7 protein-coding genes are annotated in these 6,595 nt (G+C 68.6%); 5 read left to right on the forward strand and 2 right to left on the reverse strand.

The window, feature by feature from the left end:
* Positions 1 to 480 (forward strand): PleD family two-component system response regulator (locus D7Y11_RS40915; RefSeq protein WP_148139275.1); only part of this gene is annotated, 480 nt, incomplete at its 5' end.
* Positions 481 to 492: 12 nt separating this feature from the next.
* Here the strand turns inward: D7Y11_RS40915 and D7Y11_RS40920 are convergent.
* On the reverse strand, positions 493 to 1,197 hold the full coding sequence (locus tag D7Y11_RS40920) for a hypothetical protein (protein ID WP_126936388.1): 705 nt from the start codon (positions 1,195 to 1,197) through the stop codon (positions 493 to 495).
* 32 nt (positions 1,198 to 1,229) lie between these two features.
* Complete coding sequence (locus D7Y11_RS40925; protein ID WP_120575529.1) at positions 1,230 to 2,540, reverse strand: radical SAM protein; 1,311 nt, start codon at positions 2,538 to 2,540, stop codon at positions 1,230 to 1,232.
* 181 nt (positions 2,541 to 2,721) lie between these two features.
* Between D7Y11_RS40925 and ald the strand changes: the two genes are divergently transcribed.
* The 4 genes from ald to D7Y11_RS40945 all read left to right on the forward strand — a co-directional run.
* Complete coding sequence (ald, locus tag D7Y11_RS40930) at positions 2,722 to 3,849, forward strand: alanine dehydrogenase (protein WP_120575530.1); 1,128 nt, start codon at positions 2,722 to 2,724, stop codon at positions 3,847 to 3,849.
* Positions 3,850 to 4,108: 259 nt separating this feature from the next.
* Positions 4,109 to 4,753: a sigma-70 family RNA polymerase sigma factor gene (locus tag D7Y11_RS40935; RefSeq protein ID WP_120563274.1), complete on the forward strand. Its 645-nt coding sequence runs from the start codon at positions 4,109 to 4,111 to the stop codon at positions 4,751 to 4,753.
* 50 nt (positions 4,754 to 4,803) lie between these two features.
* The gene (locus D7Y11_RS40940) at positions 4,804 to 5,655 is read left to right on the forward strand and encodes an anti-sigma factor (protein WP_120575531.1); all 852 of its coding nucleotides are present in this window, start codon (positions 4,804 to 4,806) and stop codon (positions 5,653 to 5,655) included.
* Positions 5,656 to 5,843: 188 nt separating this feature from the next.
* Positions 5,844 to 6,595 (forward strand): PleD family two-component system response regulator (locus D7Y11_RS40945; protein ID WP_148139276.1); only part of this gene is annotated, 752 nt, incomplete at its 3' end.

Raw genomic sequence — 6,595 nt, forward strand, 5'->3', positions numbered from 1 at the left:
GTCCCCTCCCCCGCTCCGGCCGCCCCTGCTCCCGCCCCGGCTCCGGCCGCACCCGCCACGGGTTCCGGCGGACTCCCCAAGGCCCCGATGGCCGCCGGGGGGCGCAAGCCGCGCATCCTCATCGTGGACGACAGTGAGATGACCGCGCGGATCATCGAAGCGGACCTGGTGTCCAAGGGCTTCGAGGTCCACGTCGCGGACACCGCTGACAAGGCCACGAAGATCATCCTGAAGAAGCAGACGCGCCCGGACCTGGTGCTGCTGGACGTGCGCATGCCCAACGTGAACGGCGAACAGTTCTGCCGCTTCATCAAGAGCAACAGCCTCTTCAAGGGCATCAAGGTGCTGCTGTGCTCCGGCGAGAACGTCGAGGAGCTCCAGCGCATCTGCCGCGAGGCCGGCGCCGACGGCTACATCCCCAAGGACGCCGTGATGGGCAACCTCGTCGCCAAGGAGCTGATGCCCCCTGGCGCCGAGTAGTCGCCGCGCGCTTCAGGGCTTCGCCGCCGCCTCGGGCGTCACGGACGCGTCGGGCGTCGCCGCGGTCTCCTGGGCCGGGCAGCTCGTCTTGGCGGCCCGCTCCTGCAACTGCTCCTGCACTTCAGCGGACTTCGCCTCGAAGGGCTTCGCGTTCTCCACGAAGCGCTGGTACGCGGCCAGCGCCTCGCAGGACTTGCCCAGCGCGTCGTAGGACTTCACCAGCGCGTTGAGGATGGGGCGCTGGCCGGGCTGAAGATCAAAGGCCTTCTGCAGCTCCGCCGCGGTCTCCTCGGTCCGCCCCAGCGCCTCCAGCGAGAGGCCGCGCCACACGCGATAGCTCGCGTTGTCCGGCTGCGCCGTCACCAGCGCGGTGGCGGCCTTCAGCGCCAGCTCCTTCTCCCCGGCGCGCGCGTTCGCCGTGTACGCCAGCTGGAGCAGGACGATGTTGGGGCCGCACTTCTCACCGAACGTGTCCGTCACGCGGGTGAGGCCCTTCATGTCGCCGGTGTCCAGCAGCAGCTGCGCCAGCTGCTGCGCCTTCGCCTTGTCGCACGGCGTCTCCGTCAGCTCCTCGCGCAGCTTGCGCACGAGCGGCTTCTTCAGGCCGTGGTCGAACTCCGGCTCCTCGGGCGCCTTGCTGCACGCACCGAGGACGGCGCCGGAGGAGAGACAGAAGACGGCGAGGCGGAACGCGGAACGGAAGGAGGAAGCGGACATGCCGCCCTGCGTAGCCCTTCCCTCCCGGACGGTCAAACCTCCGGTGAGCCCGCGGCGTTCTCCCGCTCGTCCAGGCCTCGCGCGAAGTTGCCGATGATGAGCCCCGGCCGCGCCGCCTTCAGCCGCTGGAGCAACGTGCGGATGCCCACCGGCTCGCCGCCCGCGCCCACGCCGCGCGCGACCTCCAGGTACTGGAGCGGATCAATGCACAGCGAGCGCGTCTGCACCTGATCCACGCGATACTTGCGCACCAGGTCCTCCAGCGCCCGCACCTCGCCCTCGCGGTCGGTGACGCCGGGGAACAGGAGCAGGTTGAGCGCCAGGTACGCGCCCCGCTCGCGCGCCAGCGCGATGGACGCCTCCACGTCCTCCCAGCCGTACTTCACCGGCTTGTAGTAGGCCTCGTAGAGCCCCTTGGACGCGGAGTTGAGCGACACGCGCACGGCGTCCAGCCCCGCGTCCAGCAGGGCCTTGAGCCCGTGCGTGAGGCTGGCGTTGGTGTTGATGTTGATGGAGCCCTTGTCCGTCTTCGCGCGCATCAGGCGGATGGACTCCGCGATGAACTTCCAGCGCGTGAGCGGCTCGCCCTCGCAGCCCTGGCCGAAGCTCACCATGGTGCGGCCCGGCGCGTGCTCCAGGTGGTACAGGCCAATGGCCGCCATCTCCTCCGCGGAGGGGCCGTCATCCATGCGCTCGTGCGAGGCCGGCGGGCCGTCCGCGGGCTGATCCGAGATGCAGCCCACGCAGCGCGCGTTGCACATCACCGACGCGGGGATGGCGCCCTCGTCGCGCGCATAGAAGATGTTCTGCGACGTGAAGCACCGGTACAGCAGCGCGCACGTCTTCAGCTGCTTGAGCACGCGGCTGTCCGGGAAGCGCCCCATGTGCGCCGTGACCAGGCCCTTCAGCTCCGGCGTGGAGTACGCCTCCGGCTCCCAGTGCGAGCGCCGGTCGGTGTGGATGGCCCACGCGAGCGGCCCCTTCTCCCCCCACGCCGCCGCCGTGTACGCCCACTGCGGCAGGATGGGTCCGCTGCCCTTCACCTCCCCGGGCAGGAACGTGCGCGTGTAGCCCGGCGGCAGCAGCGCGCCCACGGCATTGGGCACGAAGGTCTTTCCGCCCATCTTCATCTCGCGCACCAGCTCCAGCTCACCGGAGTCCGGGTTGAGTCCCACGGGCAGCCGGCCAGGCAGGTGCACCAGGCGCCCGGTCGCTGGCAGGGCGATGGGCTTGTCCTGCGGGGGCACCAGCTCCTCGCCGCTGCGCAGGGTGGCGATGAGGTAGGGATGCTCCATGACCCGGCCCTTGGGGTCGGCGAAGAGCAGTTTCGGCGCGTGCGTCATGCGCTGTTAACTAACACGGGTGGGCCGCCCTGCGTCCAACGCCTCGCGTCATATGGGTGGATGAATGAGGCCCATCACGCGTGGCCCCTTCCCTCGCCCGTGCGCGCCTTGAAAGCGCTCATGCCCTGGTCTATGGGTCCGCCACGTTTTCCAGGCAGTCCCCCATTCGTCGGAGGCAGTCGTGATCGTCGGAGTCCCCAAGGAGATCAAAACCCGCGAGTACCGTGTTGGCATGGTGCCTGCGGGCGTGCGCGCGCTCACCATCGCGGGGCACACGGTGCTGGTCGAGACGAACGCTGGCGTCGGCTCCGGCATCCCGGATTCGGAGTACCAGCGCGTCGGCGCGCAGATCATCACCACCGCGGATGAGGTGTGGAAGCGCGCGGAGATGATCGTGAAGGTGAAGGAGCCCATCGCGCCGGAGTACGAGCGCATGCAGCCCGGGCAGATCGTCTACACGTACTTCCACCTGGCCGGCGTGGATCCGGAGCTCACCAAGACCCTCATCAAGAAGAAGGTCACGGCGGTCGCCTACGAGACGCTCCAGCTGGACGACGGCAGCCTCCCGCTGCTCAAGCCCATGTCCGAGGTGGCCGGCAAGATGGCCATCCAGGTGGGCGCCGCGTGCCTGGAGAAGGCCCACGGTGGCAAGGGCATCCTGCTGGGCGGCGTGCCCGGCGTGCGTCGCGGTCGCGTGGCCGTCATCGGCGGTGGCGTGGTGGGCCTGTGCGCCGCCAAGGTCGCCGTCGGCATGGGCGCGGAAGTGACCATCCTGGACGTGAACCTGGAGCGCCTCACCTACCTGGACGACGTGTTCCTCGGCCACGCGCAGACGCTGGCATCCGACACGGAGTCCATCGCGCGCACCGTGCGCGAGTCGGACCTCGTCGTCGGCGCGGTGCTCATCCCCGGCGGCAAGGCCCCGAAGCTGGTGTCGCGTGAGCTGATTGGCGAGATGGAGCCCGGCTCCGTCGTCGTCGACGTGGCGGTGGACCAGGGCGGCTGCATCGAGACCTGCAAGCCCACCACGCACGACAACCCCACCTTCACCGTGAGCGACGTCGTCCACTACTGCGTGGCGAACATGCCCGGCGCGGTGCCCCAGACGTCCACCTTCGCGCTCACCAACACCACCCGCCCCTACTCGCGGAAGATCGCGGACCTGGGCCTGGTGGAGGCCATCAAGTCCGACCGCGCCCTCCAGCGTGCCATCAACACCTACAACGGCCACATCACCTACGAGGCCGTCGCCAAGGACATGGGGTACGACTACGTGCCCCTGATGGACGCACTCGGCGGCAAGAAGTGATGTAGCGGTTGCCTGCTCCACAGCCGGCCAGCCATGTGCTGGCCGGTTGCCTGGAGGGGACGGTTGGACGGGTGTCCCGTCCAGTTCCCACCCTGTGGAATAAATGATCCCGCCGGACGTCTCCGCACTCCAGAAGCGGGCATGCGGGCGGCGCGGCAGGGGAAAGCGTTGTTGACCCGTCTGTTCCGGTGCATAGATTGACCGTTAGGCAGGCGACGCATTCCCCAATCATTTCGGGCCCCTGGAAGGCGGGAGCATGATGCTGGACTTCAGGCAACCCAACCGGACGAAGCAGGAATTCGAAGAGCTGGCGCTGGCACACCTGGACCCGCTGTATTCAGCGGCGCTCCGGTTGACCAAGAACGAGCGTGACGCCGAGGACCTGGTGCAGGACACCTGCATGCGGGCCTACCGCTTCTTCGACAAGTTCGAGCGCGGGACCAACATCAAGGCCTGGCTCTTCAAGATCCTCACGAACACCTTCATCAACCGCTACCGCCGCAAGGTGAAGGAGCGCACGGTGGTGGAGGGCGTGGAGCGCGAGGCGGTGCATGAGCGCTTCGTGAGCCGGGACGCGACGGACTTCGCGGCCAACCCGGAGCAGTACTTCTTCGACCGGCTCTTGTCGGACGACGTGCTGCGCGCCATCGACTCGCTGCCCATCGACTTCCGGCTGGTGGTCATCCTCGCGGACCTTCAGGAGTTCTCCTACAAGGAGATCGCGGAGATCCTGGAGTGCCCCGTGGGCACGGTGATGAGCCGCCTCTTCCGTGGCCGCAAGCTGCTGCAGAAGACGCTGCGCGAGTACGCGGAAGGCCAGGGCGTATTCCGGCACGACGGGGAGCCGGTTCAGGCGGCCCCGGCGGATCTGGAAGAGTTCAGGCGCCGGAAGAAGGCAGGCTAGAAAGAGGTTGGAGGGGCGTTGCTTCCCTCCGCCCACCTCATCGAGCGCCCATGACCTGCCAGGAACTCGAGCGGTTGCTGTATCCGTACCTCGACGGCGAATTCCAGCCCGAGGAACGCCACGACGTGGAGTCGCATCTCGAAGGCTGCTCCGCGTGTGTCGCGCGGGTGGACGAGGAGATGCAGCTTCGTCAGACGCTTCGCCGCGCGGCGAAGCACTCCATCTCTACGCAGGGCACGCGCGCGCCGGCCTCACTGCGCGCGGGCATCCAGTCCGGCCTGCACCGCGAGCACCGCCGCGCGCAGGTGGGCCAGTGGCTGCGCGCCGGGGCCATGGCCCTGGTGGTCGTGACGGTGAGCGGCGGCTGGATGATGTACCAGTCCGGCAAGGCGCAGAAGGCCACCATCCTGGAGGCCGTGCAGCGCCACACGCGCCAGCGGCCCCTGGAGTTCGTCGCGGGCACGCCGGAGCAGATCGAAGCGTGGTTCAACGACAAGGTGGAGCACCGCATCACCCTGCCCCGCCTGCAGCAGGCGCGGCCCGTGGGCGCGCGCTTCTCCACGCTCAACGGCCAGGAAGTCGTCTACGTCAGCTACGAGACGCAGCCCCGCCTCACCAACGAGCCCAAGCGCAACATCGGCGTGTTCGTGTATCCGGCCACGGGTCAGCGGGTGATCAAGGACGAGGGCCCCACGGTGGAGAACGTCGCCGTGGACTCGAGCCAGGCGTACAACGTGGTGACGTGGCGTGATCAGGACGTCACCTACGAGCTGGTGACGGATCTGGACGACGCCGCCATCCTGCAGATGCTGCGGGATCAGGAGCACCGCTCGAACGGGCTCGTGCGCCCCGCGCAGGTGAAGCCCGCGGTGAGCGTGCAGCCTGTCTCGCTACAGCCCTGAAGCCCTCGGAAACCGGGGGCTCGGGTGGTCGGCTGCTCAACTGAATACCGGGCGTTGCGCCCGGTGTGAAGATTGACGGTCCCATGCATGGCCGATAGCCTCGACGGCGTCTTTACTCTCGCGCGCCGCCGCTGCTGTCTCACGCGGTGACACACCGCGCGCCGCACCCCCAGGATGGCCGTCCCTTCATGTCCAAGCGAATCCTGATCGTCGAAAGCGACGCCACCCTCGCCACCACCCTGCAGCAGGCCATGGAGTCGCGAGGCTTCTCCGCGCAGACGACGGGCGACGGCAAGGGCAGCGTGGAGCTGATCCGCCGTGAGCGTCCGGACCTCGTGGTGCTGGCGGTGGACCTGTCCGCGGGACAGAACGGCTACCTCATCTGCGGCAAGCTGAAGAAGGACGACGAGCTGAAGACGGTGCCCATCGTCATCATCGGCAGCCCGGACGGCTTCGCGGCGCACAGCAAGCTGAAGGCGCGCGCGGACGAGTACGTGGCGAAGCCCGTGGACACGGACGTCCTCATTGACCGCGTGGGCGGCGTCATCGGCTTCCCGGAGCCGCCCGCGAGCGACGAGGTGGTGGACGAGAGCCTCACGCTGGACTCGCTGGGCGAGGAGCCCGCGACGGACTTCGGCTCGGAGGAGATCGCCGTCGACACGGGCGAGGAGCCCGCGGTGGCCGGGGAAGACCTGGACATGCTCGACGACGCCTTCAGCGACATGTCCGAGCCCGTGACGGGCACGGAAGAGGAGCCCGTCGTCGCGCCGCCGGAGGAGATGGAGTCCCCGTCCGGCCTGGAGGAGATCTCCGCGCTCGACTCGCTGGGCCCGGACAACGACGACTCGCTGGACATGCTGGGCAGCCTGGACGAGCCGGAGGAGAAGACCGTCGTCGGCTTCATGCCGCCGGTGGATCCGGAGCCCATCGCCGCCCCCAC

This window comes from Corallococcus sp. AB018 (assembly GCF_003986945.1).
Taxonomy (GTDB): domain Bacteria; phylum Myxococcota; class Myxococcia; order Myxococcales; family Myxococcaceae; genus Corallococcus; species Corallococcus exiguus.